Below are 16852 nucleotides of genomic sequence, written 5' to 3'. Positions count from 1 at the left end.
ATGTGTCTTAGCCTACCTCTAAGGAATAAATTTTGCTGATCTGTGCAAAATGTTTTTTTTATAATGCCCTAGAATTAACTTCCATATTCTCGTTTGCTACGCAAACGATGTACTGCGCAAATGACGCTTGTGTCTTAGCCTACCTTTAAGGAATAAATTTTGCTGATCTGTGCAAAAAGATTTTTGCAGCCCTGTGCAAAATGTTTTTTTTATAATGCCCTAGAATTAACTTCCATATTCTCGTTTGCTGCGCAAACGATGTACCGCGCAAATGACGTTTGTGTCTTAGCCTACCTCTAAGGAATAAATTTTGCCGACCTGTGCAAAAAGATTTTTGCAGCCCTGTGCAAAATGTTTTTTTCATAATGCCCTAGAATTAACTTCCATATTCTCGTTTGCTACGCAAACGATGTACTGCGCAAATGACGCTTGTGTCTTAGCCTACCTATAACGACAATAAAAGTTGCCCTAAATAATAGGGCAACTAATTTTTTTACCAATATGAGATGTTGATTGGGTTTTTATTTTATGCATATCTGCTGTTTTTATCTTACACAAGGGTTGATATCTAGTTAAGCAAGGTTAAAGAAGAAGAATAAAAGGTAGCAAATAAAGCGGAAGAATTGGTGATGACGATAAATGAAAAGTAGAAAACCAAAGGAATAGGATAGATGATTGTGGGCTTAGGTGGAGTTCTCCCCATTCCTTAGGGACCCACGTTGTGGGGTAATGTTTTTTTTATTCTTGTTAAATACCTCTTATGTTTTCTGGCAGAATTATTGATTGTTTTTTAATAACGCAGTCATTAACCGCAGCTTTCAGAATTGACTCAAGTTCTCTAAAATTACCAGGATAAGAATAATTTTCAAGTTTTTCAATGGCTTCAAAAGATATTTTGTCTACTGCGTAATTAAGATCTTCATCAACGATGTTGATAAAAGGGCTTTGAAGTATAAAGCTAATTAGAAATCTCAAGTCCTCTTTTCTTTCTCTTAATGAGGGTATGGAAATTTTGTATTTGAACCTATAATACAAATCAATTCTAAAATTCCCTTTTTGAATTTCACTGAGTAAGTTTTTGTTTGTTGCAGCCATTAGAAAGGTAGGTACAGGGATAGCTTCCTTGTCGTATCCTTCTGGTGTGATTTTATAATCATCTAAATACAACAATAATTTTGCTTGCGTAGAGAACGGTATTTCAGCTATTTCGTCTAAAAACACAAATCCAAAAATATTTTCCATCAATCGACCTTTTCTATCGGTTGCATTGGTATAGGCGCCTTCTCTTGTTCCAAACAATTCGGAGTCGATGAGATTTTGCTCCATATTAACTAAGGAAAATTGATAGTATTTTATTCTGTCATCAGCAACTCGATTTTTAACTGCATCGTAAATTATTTTTGTTATCAAGGATTTTCCTGTTCCAGTTTCACCTTCTATTAAAATGGAAGGAAGTTTATAAGTATCTTTCAGATTTTCCAAAAGGTATTTGGAAAATTTGCTTAAATCATCATCGATATATTTGATTTCATTCATTACATTCTTTATATCATCAAAATACTTTTCAATCGAGTTAACTATATCATCAATGATAACTTTTAACTTGTGATAAAAATCTCTCATGCTGGGATCTAAAAAAATACTAATATACTTTTTTTCTTCGTACAAATTCTCCAAATCTTCTTTTGATTTGACTGAGCATCTAAATTTCCAATTTTTTATATTTTTATAAGGAATCTTTCTGGTTATTTCGTTAAAATTACTATCTTCTTTATCGACTTTTTTTAATTTTCTTATCTCCTCTTTCAGTAACTTTTCTAGTTTGCCTTTTTCCTCTAATTCAAACTCTAAACGGGATTTTCTGAATATGCCTATAATTTCATATTGAAGAAATAGGTCAAAAACTTGAGGTTTTACATAGTCATCGACCAAAAGAATAAAGCTGCATTTGCTATCAATTTTGTTTTTTTGGAAGAAATCTTGATCCACAACGCACAGAGTTACATCTGAAGACATTTTATTGGTGAACAAATTTTTTACATTTACTTTCTCTTTCTTTTCATCAAATTGTTTTTGTAATGAGTCAATAATATCTTCTATGACAGAAGTGTCTTCTATGTAAATCATTTTTTCCTCTCCTTCACGTAGTAAAATATTTCTTTTAATTCTGATTTAATTAAATCACTCTCTTCTAAATTTTTTTCTATAAACTCTTTGAAATCTTTGTAGCTTGTTGAATAATGGTTAGAAAAAATGTTGTTTAAGATATGTAAGATCGTTTCTTTTTCTATATTTCCACTTTTTTCTATCTTCTCTATGGTATCGGAATCAAAATAATTTTCAACCTGGTCAAACTTCTGTTTTATACTTATGCTAGAAAAACGCGATCGGTATTCCCAATACTTATTAATTCTTCGTGGTATAGGACCTCCACCACTTCTTACTAAATTAACAAGAGGGATCACTTCACCGTTTGGAAGCATAATGTTGTGGTAAGAATTCAAATTCTTATCAATTTTGAAACCAGCTTTATTGTCTCTCCTTGTGGTGAAAATTTTTTCCAATCTTTCTTTAGTTATATTAACACATAGTGGAAAAGAATCTAAATATCTTTGTATATCTTCAGTAATTGTTTTAGAGTTAAGATAATTAATAATTTTGTACCCCTTGTTTGTTTTTAAAATTTCGTATTGAATTTTCCTTGAACTAACATATGGGGTTTCAAAAGAATAATCGCCTCTTTCTTGCTGTGAACGCTCTTTGTTTGTTTGATCTTCTTCGTCTATTTCTTCAACCAAGGCAGGTTCGTCATCATCGAAATTATTCGTTTCTGGTTCATCAGTACCATAGCTATAAAATACTTTAGTTTTTGCTTTTTCTTTTATTTTTTCTTTAGATCCCATTCTATTTCACCTCGTTATAAAAGGTATAACTGGTTCTCGGATGAGTTTCAACATATTCTTTACTAAATTCTATATTTTTTAACACCCTCATCCCATTTTCGAAAGACATAACCGTTAAAGGTCCACGCGTCTTAAAATCCATGAAATACGATTTGGCACTTTTGATTCCTTTTTCTTTCAAAAATTGAGCAAGGGAATAAAGTAATTCGAAATATATTGGATTAAGTTTGATGTTTTCTAACACTTCGTATTGTTTGAGAGTAGGGTCATTTTCTATACCATATATAAATTCTTCAAAAGTTTTTTCACTAAACGCTAATTCAAAGATTTTTGAACTTATAACATTCATATCCATACCTTTAACACCTGTGTGAAAAGTTTGCATGGAAAGTTGAGTTCCCCTCTCCCCAAGAACATGTCCAGCGGAAAGACCTATATACTCGTTTGTTTCAAATTCTTTTAATGTGGATATATCATGACCTAAATACTTCTTCGATACGTAAAAGCTATTATCGTCTTCAACTATTTTTGGAGAACAGATTTTTAATTTACCTTGAGACTCGAAGATATTAGCTATTTCTATAATTGTATTTTCATCTATCTTTACTGCTTTTCCGTCTTTAATGAAGTATCTTCCCATATATTCAGACAAATCGAACTTGTACTTTGAGTCCTCACCAGAAGATTTTATGATTTTTTTGGTTAGCATTATCTCGTTGTATTCATCAAAGTCTCCAACATATATATTCCCAAGAAATTCCACTAATTTTCTTGTAAAGTATCCAGCTTGTGCAACATGAAGTTTTTTGTCCATTAAAGTTCGTCGAGCTCTCATCGATATAGTTGCCTTGTTTTTGCCTGTTTTAAAATAATCATCTATCGGAATACCTTTTAGAAAGTTGCTATTCGAAACACCGTTGATTTCAAAAAAAAGTTGGTCAAATTGTTCTTTTTTACCTCTGCACTTGCTTTGTTTTATATATTTCATACTATTTTCTTCTTCATTTTTTTCTATTTCATAGACTGAGAGGGTCAGGTTATTCTCCATAGAACTTAACAAGTAGCCGTTTATAATTTCTTGGTTGATAAGTTCAGGAATATCTTCATTTTGCTTTGCCTGAATCAACTTTTTAAACTTCTCAGAGTATTCTTCTTTCATTGAATTTTTATCTTTTTTGGTAACGGTATAATATCCAAAAACCATATCTTGGTCTATTGAATAATTTAAGCTGCCATCTCCAAGTTTGAACGGATTGTTTGATGGAAGCATTTTGTACAATTCTTCCCTGATTTCTTCACTTTGGTCATATGGATAGTAAACCGCCATAGTATCTCCGTCGAAATCTGCTCCAAACCCTTCACAAACGTTTATTGGCAGACCGATAGTATAATTTTGCCAAAAAAGCGGTTTAAAGGATTGCATTGAGTGCCTGTGCAAAGAAGGCTGTCTGTTTAAAATCACATATTTATTTTTTAGATCCCCGTCGGAGAATATCTCATTAAGACATTTTGCAACCTCGACTCTCTTTTTATAATCTCCTTTTAGTGCTCTGTCTATTCCCATAACGTTGCATTTGATAGACTTGTGATTTTTCAAAATTTCAAGACCAAATTCAATCGGTAATATAACTGTATTTATATTCAGGGGGATATTTTGGTCTAAATAGTAGTTGATGTTGTCTTTCGGTTGAGGAGTGATAACAGCCCTCCCTGAGTTATGTATTCTTCTTGCCACCATATGAGATCTGATATAGCCTTCTTTTTGGAATAGCGATTCTTTTATTATTGAGAGAACCTTTTTGAGAGTTTCCCTGTTTTTCTTCGAGCGAGAGTTTTCATTTGCATTTAACAAAAAAACAAATTTCTCGATATTTGTATAAATCGATTTTATACTTTTTTCGTCATCGTTTATGTCATCTTTGTAATTTTCGAAGTATTTTTCCACATAGTTTTTAAAGTTATCGTAAAATGCTGATTGTTCTTTCTTCCAGGTTTTAACCGAGTAATCCTTTCGAGCTTTCATCGACTCATAAGCTACTTTCCATTCTCCCCTGATGGCTTTGAATGAGACTTTTATTTGTTCAAAATAATCTTCTATTTCTTTGTTGTTGAAATACCCGTTTAGATAAAAAACACTCTCCAAAAAAGAAGGAATGCTCAATAAGTTCTTATCTTTTCTAAACTTTTGGGAAAGAAATTCTTCTATCTCTTTATTTGGTTTAATTTTATTTGGTAATTTATTTTCAAATATTGATTTCATAGAATTATCATGATTTATTACGTAACCAAAGGTTCCATCAATGAATAAAAGAATTCTAAAGGAGTCTCCTTCGTGGAATCACCTAATTCAGATTCGTTAATATTTTTTTTGGCAAATAAGTTTATTAAATTTTTATTGTTGTAACTGAACAAACTCCAGAATTCCATCTCACCGATTTTTTGACCACCATTGTTTGATCTTCCTTTTAAAGGTTGTTTGTTAATTTTTCCTTCAGTAGCTTTATGTACAAAGTGTATTTTATCTCGTACACAGTGATCTAATCTCACCATATATTGAAAACCTACTGTTAGGTACCAATCTTTATCTTTATAACTTACCTTAAACCTTCCATAATCGTCTGAACCAATTTTCTTTAAAGATTCTAATATTTTATCCATCTTGTTGTACCCATTTTCAAAGGGGGACACACCATTTTATAATCATCAAAATCAGAAAACTTTTGTGCCATCGTACTATGAGTTTCATATAGCTGACCAAGATTCATTCTTGAAACAACCCCTAAAGGGATAGTATTACATCAAGTGATATTTTCTTATCTTTTACTGTAACTTTAGGCATTTCATCATCACTCAAAATCAGTGCTATTGTGCCTTTATTACCGTGCCTGCCCATTATTTTATCCCCGATTTCAAGAGGTTTAAAAACTTGGTACTCGATACATATTTCAATCACAGTTTTAATTTCATCACTAAGGTCGAAAGTTCTAAACGGTCTTCCGGGACTATGAGGAATACTTTTCACAATAGCTTGATACTTTCCTTGGTATGTGTATTTTTTATTGTTTTTGTATTTCGGGCTCTTCACTTCAAACAAGACGTCTCCATAGTTAACAGTTTGATTTTCTCTGATCTTCCAGATTATTTGTGTTGTGTCATAAATCCAACTATTTCCAGCCACCTCAGGAATTTTAATTGGATCAACCTCGATGTTGAATTTATCTTCTTCAAGTACCGTTGCTTGCATTTTTTTGGCGAAACTTTCTGAAACGATAATTCCATCTTCAAAATTGAACCCTTCAAACAATCCATATCCAACAAAGGCGTTTATCCCTACTTTACCCTTTTCCTTGCCTGTTTTTAGAAAAGGTTCTTCTGCATTATCAAGAGTAATTGCTTGTTTAAGGTTTTTTGAACCCATCAAAATTCTTGCACCATCTGAATGTAAAATAAATGGAATTTGATAACTTGCAAAAGATAATAAATCTTCTGCAGTATTTTTACTGGAATCATTAAAAAATTGGAATTTATCTATGTTGTATCTTAAGTTTTCTGAATCAACCAGGCTTAACGTCAATCCAATTTTTTCTGACTCTGGGGTTTCAAGAAGATCAACTATTCCAAGGTGCGATTCGTGAGGTAATCGAAGGTTTTCGTTTACTAGTTCATTTGGATACACGACTTTTCGCGGGTTAGAATAATACTCAATATAATTTAGTTCATCAGGGATAAAGAATATCGGGACCTTTTTAAACATATCTTTACCTTTACTTATTGTATAATACTTATATATCCATACCCCTATCTTTCCACTTAATTTATTTATCCTTTTGAACCTAACTTCAATCTTCTCTTTCTTTTCCCCTGATCTCTTTTCAGTTAAAATACCAACAAAGGTACTTAAAATAGCCAAATAATATCCTGGGATTATCAGTTTGTTGCTTAAATCCATTACTTTTGTGTCTGAATCCTCTTTTTCCTCTTCTGAATCTGAATTGGTATCTATTTCGTAACCGTCGAAAATAACCCAAGGTGTGTATAATTTTCTGTTTCTATGTTTAAAATACCCATCCTCATCAGGATACAGGATTTGGATATCCTCTGCAGTCAAAGCTCCCTCTCTATCTTCAACCTCGATTGAGTAAAGCCCACATCTAGTACAATCATCTTCCAAGGTTTCGGCAGTTTTTTCGAATTTCTTAATATCTATGTTATTTAATTTTTCAATTAAATTTCTATTTAACTGAGCCTTTTCAACATCTTTTTCCAAATTGTTAGTTATATAATGAATATATTTTTCCACAACAGGCTTCCAATCATCAGCAACAAATGGTTTATAATACTCTTTAATCATATGATCTTACCGCCTTTTTGTCGAAAGATAATTTTAGACTCTTTCCCATAATTCTCAGTTTAGCCCCTTCCAACTCCTTTTCTATATCTTTCTTAATTTCCTCTATCACTTGGGCTTTAAGCTCCGTATCGTCGTTGTTTGTTACATTTTCTATGAGATTCAAGTGTAAAAAAACTTTTTCTGATCTTTCATCGTTATTCCATTCCAACCACGATGGATAAATCGCAGCAATATTTCTATGCTTTTCAAAATGCTCAAACTGCAAAGATTTAAATGCAATGGTATCCAATAATTCCATTTCTGGATTATTTATACTATACTTCCCGTTAGATATTTGCTTTTTTATATATTCATAAACTTGCGTTTCTAAAGCTTGCGACTTATCTTTAATTTCATCAAATAAATCTCGCGAATTTTTTTCCTTCACAACATTTACTGGTCCTACTTCTACCCCTTTTACTAGTTCTTGTAGATCTTTTAAATTCAATGAATTTGGAAAATTCAGTTCGTATTTATCAATCAAACTCAAAATTTCAAACTTAGTTCTTTTCAATCTTGCACTATGGTAAGAATTCGTTACAACCCTATCAGCCTGTACATCTGTCCCATCTATAAACTTCAGCAATCTTGCAGCATGTATAACTAGCTTTTTGAGTTCTTCGTCTTTAATTGGTGATCTCTCAGATTCCAGAAGTTTCTCAAGAGGTGTTATATCGATTTCAAAGATTTTGACGTACTCTTTACTCTTTGACTCTCTATCTTTATCTATATCTATCGGTAAATACCCTCTATGATACTTAGAGATTAATTTAACAGCCTCCAAAATCTCTTCTTTTTTATCTCCAAAAAGTTTTTTTAAATCAACATCATTCTCACCAATTGGCTCAAAGATATTAAAAATACTGTCTTCGCTCTTGTATTCATCTATGAATTGGACGGAAAGCTCATTGTGCAAATCCCTAACCAAAGAAGGATATTTATCAAGGTATACAAAATTACCATTATTGAGTTTAAACTTTGAGTATGTATGTCCTAAGTCGTGAACGTTGAGGGCTAAAATTAAAATAAAATAAAATACATATTTGTACTTTATCCCCGTATCTCCGTAATAACCATCGCTAATGCCCTCTGGTAAAAATTTTTCCTCTGAAAGAACGTTTATTAAACTTGCCGTAAAATCCATTAATCTCTTACTATGTCTCTGTGAATGCTCAACGGTCTCAGGTATAAGATCCCCTATCCACTGCTTGGACCACTTAGTTGTAATCATATTCTCGATGTATTCTTTCAGTTTTCTTGTTTTTTCTTTATTGACATCATCAACTTCAAAAACATCGAGTAGATTCTTTCCAACACCAAATGGTAACTCTCGTTTTTCCTCATAATCACTTAAAATTTTTGTCAAAGGATAAAATGGTTTCAGTTGGTATGAGTCTATGAAAGAAAAAACATTGGCAATCTCTTCAGGTAAGTTTAAAAAATCTTTTATATCCAATGTATTATCATTCTCATTCAAATTTAGAGTTTTGACTACTGAATAGATATTATCGAAGTAATCATAATCCCAGTCAAGGCCAAAGGCGGGAAATTCTTCCAGATTCCCATTTTCGTATTTATAATAAAAAGGTATATTTTTAAATAACGAATAGATAGCTATAACCAATCCCACGTTTTTCTTACCACCTGTAACATCAATAATCAACTGATCTTTAAAATTTTTACTTAAAACATCATCCAATTTACTCCAACTAAGGTCAAAAAGATTCCTCGATAAATCATTTTCCAAAGGAGCAATTTCAACGTTTAAATTGTATTTCTTCTCAAAAATACATTTCAACATTGCCCCTTCCCAAGAATTATTTTCATCGTAATAATCATGATTTTTATCTATACTGTTGATATCTTTATTTTCAGAGCCAGCTTTTCCAAAGAAAGGATGTAATGTAAAAAGAACAATATTTTTAATATTGTACCCCATATCTTTGATCAAGTCATAAGTCTCTATCTCAGCAGATAAAACAGATGGAATATCAAAAGCTTTGATCTTTTCATATTCTTCATTAATAAAAAGTTCTTTCAATTCTTTGTATGTGTTGTAGAATTTTGATCTATCACTAGAAAGAGATCTCCCCTGAGTTATAACTAACGTTATATCGCCTTTTAACCTGTTCTTTAAAAATTCAATAATATCAAATACTGAATTATCTTTTACTTCGAACTTGGCTGCTAAATTTTTGTTTTTGTACTTCTCAAAATCATCATTGACTTCAATAAAATCTTCTACAGGATAATTATTTGCCTTTAGGTATTCATAAAAATCTTTTTTCTTTACTTCGCCCTTCTCTTCTACCTCCATTAAGTATTCTAAATCCTTAACAGCTAACTGATGCCCGAACGGTTTTAAAAATTCATCGATAACGACTTCAGGATCTTTTTCCAAGACATATCTAATCTTCGCAACCATTTTGAAACTTTTTAGTAAATCCCATTTTTCTGCAATTTCTTGTGGTGAAACAGATCGTTCTTTCTCTTCCCTTTCTTCCAAGTCACTGCTTTTAGATGTATATGTCCATTCCTGAAAAAAACCTGTTGGTAACTTTTTTAAGGTTAATCTGTATCTTGCATCTTCCTCATCATTGATATACCACTGAACAATACCAACTTTGCTATGTTTCTTTGACTGAAGAATCTTATTAAAGGTACTTTCATTTAACAAATATTTTTTCTCAACCTCTCTACTTATAACTTTCACCCCCTCATCAAATGAACATATTAATATTTTATCACATTTGTTCTAACTTTTTGAGAAACCCCAGCAATTGATTTTGACAAAGGGAACTTGAGTAAAACTTCATTAGATACCGCCCTATTAACAACACGGAAATCAAATGACTTATCTCACAGAAAGGAGCAAAATAATTTAAAAATGCCTCGAAAATCATTCCCAAAAACTTATTTGTGCCACGATTAACGAGTAAATAGACTTCATCCTTCTACCCTTGCAACTTTAAGTTAAAGAAAGAGACTGTTTTAGTTTAAATTTCAACGAACAAATATTTATATATTTAACCTAAAACAGAAAAAGTTATAAAAAAACGTCTGTCGACCTCCAATAAGGTAAAAAACCCAGGGGATCGACAGACAAGTGTTAAAAGTCACAAGACTCATTTCATAAGCTTTTGAATCGATTTTTAACAATTTCTCAAAGCTTTGCTTGACAATTGTAATTTTTTATGATACACTATTTTTGTTGCTTTGTGCCAAAAAAATTTTTCATAATGCCTTAGAAATCTCTTCCTAATTCTCATTTGCGTAGCAAATGACGTGTGTGTCTTATCCTACCTCTAAGGAATAAATTTTGCTGATCTGTGCAAAAAGATTTTTGCAGGCCTGTGCAAAATGTTTTTTTCATAATGCCCTAGAATTAACTTCCATATTCTCGTTTGCTGCACAAACGATGTACCGCGCAAATGACGCTTGTGTCTTATCCTACCTCTAAGGAATAAATTTTGCAGCCCTGTGCAAAAAAGATTTACTCATAATTCTGCAGAAACATCTTCCTAATTCTCATTTGCAAAAATAAATTAAACATTCTTCATAACCATTAAGAAACAATCCCTATCAAATATAAGAACTCAACTTGCCAAAGATAATTCAATTCAAAAGTGAGTTATAGAAAAGCCCCCTACTAACTGCCTTATAATAACATGGAAATAACCATCCAAAAAATCAAACTACTTTACCTTCCTTTCCACAAACAATTAGAAAATGCTCCAAACAAAATATCAAGAATGTAAAAAAGGTAATATCAAAAAAAACTCTTTGAATAAAACTACTTGTATGTTTGACACAAAATCACTTTGTAAAAAAATTTCGCACTTTAGAAATAAAAAGATTCTCAAAAATAAGATTCTGATTTTAAAAGGGTTACAGGGTGGAGCCTCCTTCGCTCATCCGGGCAGGCTGCTGGCGAAAGCAAACTACTGCAGTAACGTTTTTAATTTTTCCTCTACCAGTTTCGCTATTAGAATTCCTTTTGGTGGTAGCGCGATAAACGCTTGAATTCTAATTCCTCTGTTAGCTTCTTGTTCTTGCCACATCCATCAAGACAGTGGTCGAATTCATATTGATGAGTTTGTATGTCATCGATCTTGTGTTGATTAAAATTTAAAAAAACTGAGTAAAAATGAAGAATCTTTAAAATCGATCACGCAATCAGAAATACTAATTCCTGAAATAGTTGATAAAAAGTATATAAAAAATGTCTATACCTTCTCAGGAGAAAATAAGAGAACTTTGGAAAGTAAAGAAAAAATTGATAAAGTAAAGATAAAAACACCTGAAGATTCTCCAATTTTTGATATGATGTTTCAAAATGAGCTTTTCATAAATTATTCTGATTTAGGAGATCCAAACAAGAGTATTAATATATAATAGTACTACGAATTTCCAAAAGTAGGCGAAACTATGCAAATTGTAAAATACTCATTATTAGAATTCTTAGAACCAGGCAATCTTATAATAAACCCTGTTAATACAGAAGGATACATGGGGAAAGGATTAGCGTTAGAAATTGCAATTAGATTTCCTGAAACAGAAAAAAAATACAAAGAGATATGCAAAAAAGGAGAACTCAAGCCAGGCGAGATATTCTTTTACGTAGAAAATGACATTATAATTGGAAACATGGCAACAAAATCAAGTTTTAAATATCCCTCAAAAATTGAATGGATAGAATTAGGAATAGCTAATTTAAAACGATACTTAATTCACAACGCAATACAGAACAAGGTAGTAATTCCAAAAATTGGTAGTGGATTAGGAAAACTTTCCTGGAAAGAAGTAAAAGTACTCATAGAAAAAGCTTTCAAAGATTTTGACAATGTAATCATAGCGTTAGACGAAGAAAAGGGTCCAAAAGAAATAAAGGCTATTCAAGAATATTACATACATGAAATTTCTACTAATCTATTCTGTAATAAAGCCACTGTCGAGATTGAAAGATTTAGAGACCTTCTTAAACAAAAGGGCATTGGAAAAAATAAATATGCCGCGTATGTTCGAAAGTACTTCTAATCCATCATAAATAAGATGAGAAGACGACTGATTCAATTTTACGTCAAAGGGTAGTAACTTTACGTAAAAAATGTCTGTCGACCTTCAATAAGGTAAAAATCGCTGGGGATCGACAGACAAGTGTTAAAAATATATAGTTCCTATTTCTATCTAACACATTCAAATAATTAATCTCGATAGGTTCATAGATAAATATTTTTACTTTGATGATAGTATTGAGACTTCTGATAGACCCGACGAAGAACTTTCGATAAAAATTTGGCTTGAAGATCTTCAAGCGTATTATTCATCAATGCCACCTATATCCTTTACTAAAAACAGTTTGTTTAACCCTGGTTTCAATAAACCATTCAGCCCATATTACGAACATTTTAACAATCTGCCAAACATTATAGAAAAAGTTATTTATCTGCCATATTAATTTTGACTTGATTCAGAAAACTCAATTTTTTTTGGGGGGATGACATGTATCTATACAATGTAGGAACTGCTGTAATTATATGGCTCATAGTTTTGGGAGCAATTAACGCCGGTATATCAAATGGATCTATTGGTATGATTTTTTTAGGGGTGATTATTCTAATTTCAGCTATAGCTTTAGAACAAATAAGAAAGCAAAAGAATAAAGGAAAAGAAAAAAACGTGAAAGTTGAACTGATTCAAAAAACAAATCAAAAAGAACAAAGTTCGCACATTGAAAATACAACCATAACAAAAGATCGAAATGCTGATGAAAACATAATAGAATCTACGCCAACAAATAAACAAAAAGAACCCATATCAAGCAAAATAAAAGAGGTATTTGCAAATATTGGCTGGTTCTTTCTAGTTTTCTTTATTATTCTCATTCTTGCCGCAATATTTGAATTTCTAAAATCTTTATTTGGACTTTATTGATTGAACAATCACATAAAATTTCTAATCTTTTCCACCAATCCAAACCCCATAGAGTTCCTTGCCCCAAGACCTGCATCGTATCCAACAAACTAATATTCATATATTTAACCAAAATATTATATGCCTTAGAAAAAGTTATAAAAAAATGTCTGTCGACCTCCAATAAGGTAAAAAACCCAGGGGATCGACAGACAAGTGTTAAAAGTCACAAGCTTCATTTCATAAGCTTTTATTTGTTTCTTAGCCTACCTTTAAGGAATAAATTTTGCCGCTTTGTGCAAAAATAATTTTTCATAATGCTTTAGAAACTCTTTCCTAATTCTCATTTGCTTGCGTTTTTCCTCTCTTTAATTTATTTAACCCAATTTTTCATGATAAAATATCTTCAGTTTTTATATTGAAATGCGGTACCACTCAATTTTAATAACCAACTCACAATTCTAATCTATAATAAAGGTTTAAAAGTCAGTTTTAGTGCTTGATTTAGAATTATTCAAGAACCATACAACTCAATGCATTGGGGGAAGATATAATGAATGAAGAGTTAATTAAAATTTTAGAAAGAATCGCTTCTGCCTTAGAAAGCATTGCCGAAAGCCTGAATAGGGAAAATCAAGAGAATATTTCTAATAATTTTAATTATGCAAATTCACAAACATACGTTAATAAAAATACAACACCAGATGAAAGTGAGGATATCCTCAACAGACGAGTAATCCTCGCAAACTTTTTAATTAACCGAAGAATCACAATAAAGGCCTTACCAGAGGACGAAAATGGGGACGGAATTTTAGATAAAATAGCTTTTTTTATGGGTGATAGATACAAATTAATTCATGCATTCTTACAACAAATAAAGCGAAAAATGAACTCAGGAGAGACTGTTAAAATGTATCTTAAGGAAAGAACCCAGGAGGAAATTTCAAGCATTTGTCAATTGGCTAGTTGGCTTCATGAAATTGCCTTTTTGTCAGAATTTACATATTATAAATCTCCAAAATATCTTTTACTAGCTACTCCAAACAGAATACCCAAAGCGTTGAACTTTTTTTCCGGCAAATGGTTTGAAAGATATATTAAAAATCAAATTATTTCTTTAATAAGGCAAGTTAATCCTTCTATCAAATTTTCTTATTTAGCAAATCCGCAAATATCATTTGCAAATGGAGATGACTTTGAGTTAGACCTTCTCTTCGAAATAGAGGGAGAGATTTTTTGGTTTGAAATAAAGTCAGCAGATTATCAAAGATACGTGGAGAAATATTCAAAAGTTTCTAAACTACTAAACCTGGACAAAGACCACTCTTTTATGGTCTTACTAGATATCACAGAACCAGGAGCAGATGCTTTAAAAGATTTATTTCACATGAATGTAGTAAATCTCGAAAATTTTTCCAAGGAATTTCTTAATCAAATACAAAAATGGCAAAACATTGAAGTGAACGAGAATGAAGAATAATTGCGTAAACGCACCCCGTCTAACTGCCTCATAATAACATGAAAACTACCATTCTACGTTTGAGTTAGATTATTTTCTTTCCCATAAATAATTGTTCCAGACAAAATATAAAGGAGGTGAGAAAAGCGATATCAAAGAGAAAGTCTTTGAATAAAACTATTTGCATGTTATCCGCAAAATCGTTTTGAATAAAAATTATTGCATAGATAGCGAAGTGGCTAATCAAACTGGAACCTTGATTTCATATGGAAATGCTAGCTCAAAAAATGCTGAAATTTCAATTTATACAAAGCAAACCTTTGAATCATTAAATTTCGATGATATATTCAGCATTTACTGGTGGAGGGAGCCTAAGTTAAAGTCGATCACACAATCAGAAATACTAATTCCTGAAATAGTTGATAAAAAGTATTTTAAAAACGTCTACACCTTCTCAGAAGAAAATAAGAGAACTTTGGAAAATAAAGAAAAAATTGATAGAAAAAAGATAAAAACCCCTAAAGACTCACCAATTTTTGATATGATGTTTCAAAACGAACTTTATATTGATTGTGTTAATTTGTAGTTCCTAATGAAAGTATGAATATATAACAGTAAAACGAATTTTCTTGAGCAGGTGAATTTTATGCAAATTGTAAAATACTCATTGTTAGAATTCTTAGAACCAGGGAATCTTATAATAAATCCAGTGAATACAGAAGGATACATGGGAAAGGGATTGGCTTTAGAGATTGCAATAAGATTTCCCGAAACTGAAAAAAAATACAAAGAGACATGCAAAAAAGGAGAACTCAAACCTGGCGAGATATTTTTTTACAAGGAAAATGACATTATAATTGGAAACATGGCAACAAAATCACGTTTTAAATATCCCTCAAAGATTGAATGGATACAGTTAGGGGTAGAAAATTTAAAACGATATTTAATTCAGAATGCAATACAGAACAAGGTAATAATCCCAAAAATTGGTAGTGGATTGGGAAAACTTTCCTGGAATGAAGTAGAAGTACTCATCGAAAAAACTTTAAAAGACCTTGACAATGTCATCATAGCATTAGACGAAGAAAAAGGTCCAAAAGAAACAAAAGCGATTCAAGAGTATTACACACATGAAATTTCATCGAACCTATTCGACATTAAAACTAATGAAAAGGTAGAAAGATTTAGAGAACTACTCAAACAAAAGGGTATTGGAAAAAATAAATACGCCCTGTACGTTCGCAAATACTTCTAATTTATCATATTAGATGAGAACACGACTGATGGAATTTTATATCAAAGGGAAGTAACTTTACGTAAAAAATGTCTGTCGACCTCCAATAGGGTAAAAAACCCAGGCGATCGACAGATTTTTCTTCAAAACAAAAATTTTGCTAACTTGTGCTTAACGTTTTTTCCCCTAATGTTTTAGAAACACTTTCCAACTCTCATTTGCGAAGCAAATGACGTTTGTCTCTTAGCCTACCTTTAAGGAATAAGTTTTGCTGCCTTATGCAAAACACCTTTTCTTAATGCTTCAAAAAATAACCTCCAAATTCTAATTTGCAAAACAAATTACGCCTTGTTCATAACTATTAAGAAACAATCCCAACCAAATATAAGAACTCAACTTACCAAAGACAATTCAATTTAAAAGAGAGTTATAGAAAAGCACCTCACCTAACTGCCTCATAATAATATGGAAATACCCATCCTAAAATTAAACTACTTTACCTTCCTTTTCACAACCAATTAACAAATGTTCCGAACAAAATAAAGAGGAGGTGAGATAGTTGATACCAAACAAGAATTCTATTGAACCTTATTCCAAAAAACCTTCAGAGAAAATTACTGGTTTGATTAGTTTCATAATAATGGCTGTATTAGTTGTTCTATTCACACTTGGTTATCTGATCAGTCCGATTGACATTTTACCTGGAAATCCAATAGATGATCTTGGAATCTTGGTAGCAGCTATAAGTTTTCTCAGGGATAAATTCAGTGACGTAATTGAGAATGATGATTAAAACATCAAAATGTCATTAGAATAGCTTCCAACTACTCATTTCAAATATATGAACTCAACTTACCAAAGATAACTCATTTTAAAAGAGAGTTATAGAAAAACTCCCCGTCTAACTGCCTCATAATAACATTGAAACTACTACCCTACATTTGAGTTAGATT

Annotated in this window: 13 protein-coding genes and 1 pseudogene; 7 read left to right on the top strand and 7 right to left on the bottom strand. The window is 31.6% G+C overall.

The window, feature by feature from the left end:
- Nucleotides 1–747 precede the first annotated feature (747 nt).
- The 6 genes from NAAC61_RS08300 to NAAC61_RS08275 form a co-directional block, all read right to left on the bottom strand.
- Nucleotides 748–2127 (bottom strand): sigma 54-interacting transcriptional regulator, encoded by a 1380-nt coding sequence (locus NAAC61_RS08300; RefSeq protein ID WP_202695725.1) that lies wholly within the window; start codon nt 2125–2127, stop codon nt 748–750.
- Entirely contained in the window at nt 2124–2903 is a 780-nt protein-coding gene (locus NAAC61_RS08295; RefSeq protein ID WP_202695724.1) for a hypothetical protein, read from the bottom strand. The genes NAAC61_RS08300 and NAAC61_RS08295 overlap by 4 nt, the downstream gene beginning before the upstream one ends.
- Nucleotide 2904: 1 nt before the next feature.
- Entirely contained in the window at nt 2905–5163 is a 2259-nt protein-coding gene (locus NAAC61_RS08290) for a hypothetical protein (RefSeq protein ID WP_202695723.1), read from the bottom strand.
- A 17-nt stretch (nt 5164–5180) separates the two neighbouring features.
- Nucleotides 5181–5591: a hypothetical protein gene (locus NAAC61_RS08285; RefSeq protein WP_337919975.1), complete on the bottom strand. Its 411-nt coding sequence runs from the start codon at nt 5589–5591 to the stop codon at nt 5181–5183.
- A 91-nt stretch (nt 5592–5682) separates the two neighbouring features.
- Complete coding sequence (locus tag NAAC61_RS08280; RefSeq protein WP_202695720.1) at nt 5683–7254, bottom strand: hypothetical protein; 1572 nt, start codon at nt 7252–7254, stop codon at nt 5683–5685.
- A complete protein-coding gene (locus NAAC61_RS08275; protein WP_202695719.1) occupies nt 7247–10006 on the bottom strand; it encodes a hypothetical protein in 2760 nt (919 codons plus the stop codon). The genes NAAC61_RS08280 and NAAC61_RS08275 overlap by 8 nt, the downstream gene beginning before the upstream one ends.
- 1544 nt (nt 10007–11550) lie before the next feature.
- Here NAAC61_RS08275 and NAAC61_RS08270 point away from each other — a divergent pair.
- The 3 genes from NAAC61_RS08270 to NAAC61_RS08260 all read left to right on the top strand — a co-directional run bounded on the left by NAAC61_RS08270 (nt 11551) and on the right by NAAC61_RS08260 (nt 13227).
- Nucleotides 11551–11688, top strand: coding sequence for a hypothetical protein (locus NAAC61_RS08270; RefSeq protein WP_202695717.1), 138 nt, complete (start codon nt 11551–11553; stop codon nt 11686–11688).
- A gap of 33 nt (nt 11689–11721) precedes the next feature.
- Nucleotides 11722–12330, top strand: coding sequence for a macro domain-containing protein (locus NAAC61_RS08265; RefSeq protein WP_202695714.1), 609 nt, complete (start codon nt 11722–11724; stop codon nt 12328–12330).
- Between the two features lie 465 nt (nt 12331–12795).
- Nucleotides 12796–13227, top strand: a complete 432-nt coding sequence (locus tag NAAC61_RS08260) for a hypothetical protein (protein ID WP_202695709.1) — start codon at nt 12796–12798, stop codon at nt 13225–13227.
- 8 nt (nt 13228–13235) lie between these two features.
- Here the strand turns inward: NAAC61_RS08260 and NAAC61_RS11380 are convergent.
- Nucleotides 13236–13313: pseudogene (locus NAAC61_RS11380) on the bottom strand (CRISPR-associated endoribonuclease Cas6); the annotation flags it as partial.
- 446 nt (nt 13314–13759) lie between these two features.
- On the opposite strand from NAAC61_RS11380, the gene NAAC61_RS08250 reads away from it, so the two are divergent.
- The 4 genes from NAAC61_RS08250 to NAAC61_RS08235 all read left to right on the top strand — a co-directional run bounded on the left by NAAC61_RS08250 (nt 13760) and on the right by NAAC61_RS08235 (nt 16692).
- A complete protein-coding gene (locus NAAC61_RS08250; RefSeq protein ID WP_202695707.1) occupies nt 13760–14686 on the top strand; it encodes a hypothetical protein in 927 nt (308 codons plus the stop codon).
- A 184-nt stretch (nt 14687–14870) separates the two neighbouring features.
- Entirely contained in the window at nt 14871–15251 is a 381-nt protein-coding gene (locus NAAC61_RS08245; protein WP_202695705.1) for a DarT ssDNA thymidine ADP-ribosyltransferase family protein, read from the top strand.
- Nucleotides 15252–15311: 60 nt separating this feature from the next.
- Nucleotides 15312–15920, top strand: a complete 609-nt coding sequence (locus NAAC61_RS08240; RefSeq protein WP_202695704.1) for a macro domain-containing protein — start codon at nt 15312–15314, stop codon at nt 15918–15920.
- Between the two features lie 538 nt (nt 15921–16458).
- On the top strand, nt 16459–16692 hold the full coding sequence (locus NAAC61_RS08235) for a DUF1232 domain-containing protein (protein WP_202695701.1): 234 nt from the start codon (nt 16459–16461) through the stop codon (nt 16690–16692).
- Nucleotides 16693–16852 lie beyond the last annotated feature (160 nt).

This window comes from Petrotoga sp. 8T1HF07.NaAc.6.1, from assembly GCF_016772115.1.
GTDB classification, from domain to species: Bacteria; Thermotogota; Thermotogae; order Petrotogales; family Petrotogaceae; genus Petrotoga; species Petrotoga mobilis.
The sequence above is the reverse complement of the archived record's forward strand: the minus strand, read 5'-3'. Positions and strand labels throughout refer to the sequence as shown.

Bases quoted from the DNA above. Each gene is read 5' to 3' on its own strand.
- NAAC61_RS08265 (WP_202695714.1), top strand. From the start codon at position 11,722: ATGCAAATTGTAAAATACTCATTATTAGAATTCTTAGAACCAGGCAAT.
- NAAC61_RS08280 (WP_202695720.1), bottom strand. From the start codon at position 7,254: ATGATTAAAGAGTATTATAAACCATTTGTTGCTGATGATTGGAAGCCT.
- NAAC61_RS08250 (WP_202695707.1), top strand. From the start codon at position 13,760: ATGAATGAAGAGTTAATTAAAATTTTAGAAAGAATCGCTTCTGCCTTA.
- NAAC61_RS08240 (WP_202695704.1), top strand. From the start codon at position 15,312: ATGCAAATTGTAAAATACTCATTGTTAGAATTCTTAGAACCAGGGAAT.
- NAAC61_RS08295 (WP_202695724.1), bottom strand. From the start codon at position 2,903: ATGGGATCTAAAGAAAAAATAAAAGAAAAAGCAAAAACTAAAGTATTT.
- NAAC61_RS08260 (WP_202695709.1), top strand. From the start codon at position 12,796: ATGTATCTATACAATGTAGGAACTGCTGTAATTATATGGCTCATAGTT.
- NAAC61_RS08300 (WP_202695725.1), bottom strand. From the start codon at position 2,127: ATGATTTACATAGAAGACACTTCTGTCATAGAAGATATTATTGACTCA.
- NAAC61_RS08290 (WP_202695723.1), bottom strand. From the start codon at position 5,163: ATGAAATCAATATTTGAAAATAAATTACCAAATAAAATTAAACCAAAT.